Here is a 2,385-nt window from a genome sequence, read left to right as displayed (position 1 = left end):
GATGATCGCGCGCATGTATTCCGATCTGATGCCGCGCAGCGTTCCGATTTGATCGCGCGCAGGTAGAGCACCTGATCGTTGGTATCTATTCGCACTATGGTTTGGCGTTGGTCAAGCGGCGGCACGCTGAGCCAGGCGGCGCATGGATTCCCCCTCGAGTTCGAGCCTGTGGGCGTTGTGGACGAGACGATCGAGGATGGCATCGGCGTAGGTGGGATCGCCGATGAGATCGAACCAGCGCGCGATGGGAAGCTGGCTTGTGACCAGCGTTGAACGCCGACCATAGCGATCCTCGAGGATCTCCAGCAGATGATGGCGGGCATTGCCATCGAGCGGCTCAAGACCCCAGTCATCAAGGATGAGCAGGTCCACGCGGGCCAGGCTCTTCATCCGCGCAGCAATGCGGCCATCACCCTTTGCCAGCGACAGCTCATCGATCAGCCGCGGCAGCCGCGTGTAAAGGACCGACCGATTGTCACGGCAGGCCTGATGCCCGATGGCGCAGGCCAGCCAGCTTTTACCGACCCCTGCTGGCCCGATGATCGCGCAGTTTTCATGGGCACCGATCCAGTTGCCCTTGAGCAGCATCTCGAACAGCCGCCGGTCAAGCCCGCGTGTGCTGCGATAATCAACATCCTCAGGCACGGCATGATGGCGTAGTTTTGCCTGACGCAGCCGCAGGGCAAGGCGGCGGTCATTTCGCCATGTCGTCTCATGATCAAGCAACAGCGCCAACCATTCCGCATGGCTCAGGCTGGCGGCCTCGCCATTGCCATCGAGGTCGGCAAAGGCATGAGCCATGCCCGTCAGGCCAAGCTGGTTCAACTGATCAAGTGTAGGGTGTTTGAGCATCCTTGCTCCTTTCAGTGGTAGTATTGAGAGCCCCGGATATTGTCGTGCAGGATCGGCTCGCGCTCCGGGGCTTTGGACACGGGCACCTTGTCGAGCCCCTTTTCGAGGATCGATTTTACAGACGGATAATTGCGCGCGCCGATCTCCAGCGCGCGAAGCGCAGCCGCTTCAAGGCGCTCAGCGCCAAAGCGCTTGCCCAGGCCAATGATCCCCAGGCACGAACGGTAGCCTTGCTCGGGATGCGGCCGGTCCTCGATGATGCGCTCCATCAGCAGCGACAGCATCGGGCCGATCCGGCCCGCCTCCTCCTGGATCTTTGCCGGTGTCCAGTCGAGATAGCGCCGGTGGCTCGACGGCATGTGCTCGGGCACGGTCGTGTGCCGACCATTGCCACTGCCGCGCATGTGCACCGCGATCCGCTCGCCGCCGAGGAAGATCTCCACGGTCCGGGCGGTGTAACGCGCCTCGACCTCCCGGCGCGCGTAGCGGTGCGGCACGGAGTAATGATGCTGCTCGACTGCGATATGGTAATCGAGCCCGACCCGGCAGCGCTTCCATTGCGCATGGACCCACGGCTCAGCCGGTAGCGGCTTCAGGTTCGGAGCATCGATCTCCTCGAACAGCTGTCGGCGCGTTCGGCCGAACTGGCGCAGCACACGGCGCTCATTCAGATCAGCAAGGCACTCGGTAATGGCAGTATTGAGCTCGGCCAGACTGTAAAAGATGCAATTGCGCAGACGGCCCAGCACCCAGCGCTCGACGATCCTGACACAGGCCTCAACCTTCGCCTTGTCCTTGGGCCTCCTCGGCCGCGCCGGCAGCACTGCCGTCCCGTAATGCCGAGCCATGTCCGTGTAGCTGCGGTTGATCATCGGATCGAAGTGGCAGGCCTTGATCACCGCGACCTTGGCATTATCCGGAACCAGCAGCTGCGGCACCCCGCCGAAGAAGGCAAAGGCAGCATTGTGGGCCTCGGCCCAGTCGGCAAATTGCTCGGTCCAGGTCGCACACGCAAACGACAGGCTTGAGCCGCCCAGAACAGCGACGAACAAGTGCGCATCGCGGATCTCGCCGGTCCTGCGATCCACCACCACCGGCACCGTGTCGCCAGCGTAGTCAACGAACAGCTTCTCGCCGCCAGCATGGCTCTGGCGCATCACCAACGGCAGCCGGCCTTCCCAGCGCCGGAACAGGTCACACCATCGGCTGTAGCGATAGCCGTCAGGGTTCGCCGCGTAGTACTCCTCCCACAGGATCTGCAGCGTCACGTGCTTGCGCTTCAACTCACGCGCCACCACCGCCCAGTCGGGCTCCGGCAACTTGCGGCGCCCGGGCTTTACCCCTGGCACGCCGTAGAGCCGGGACTCCAGGTCGCTGTCCGTCATCTCAGGCTGCACCGGCCAAGTCAGCCCCGACCGACTGAACCGCCGAAGCGTATCCCGGACCGTCGTCGATCCGACCCCGACCCGCTCGCCAACTACCCGCGTCGAAAGCCCGCAGTCCAGGCTCAGACGCAAAATCTCGCGCACATGG

Annotated in this window: 2 protein-coding genes; both read right to left on the bottom strand. The window is 63.4% G+C overall.

What is annotated here, in order from left to right:
- Positions 1 to 111: 111 nt before the first annotated feature.
- Positions 112 to 852, bottom strand: a complete 741-nt coding sequence (gene istB / locus ABU113_RS17115) for an IS21-like element helper ATPase IstB (RefSeq protein ID WP_422932732.1) — start codon at positions 850 to 852, stop codon at positions 112 to 114.
- 11 nt (positions 853 to 863) lie between these two features.
- Complete coding sequence (istA, locus tag ABU113_RS17110; protein ID WP_454560660.1) at positions 864 to 2,381, bottom strand: IS21 family transposase; 1,518 nt, start codon at positions 2,379 to 2,381, stop codon at positions 864 to 866.
- Between the last annotated feature and the right edge of the window lie 4 nt (positions 2,382 to 2,385).

This window comes from Parapedomonas caeni (assembly GCF_041060555.1).
GTDB lineage: Bacteria > Pseudomonadota > Alphaproteobacteria > Sphingomonadales > Sphingomonadaceae > CAUJIW01.
The sequence above is the reverse complement of the archived record's forward strand: the minus strand, read 5'-3'. Positions and strand labels throughout refer to the sequence as shown.

What these genes read in the sequence shown, in the direction of transcription:
- istB (WP_422932732.1), bottom strand. Translation starts at nt 852, where the DNA reads ATGCTCAAACACCCTACACTTGATCAGTTGAACCAGCTTGGCCTGACG.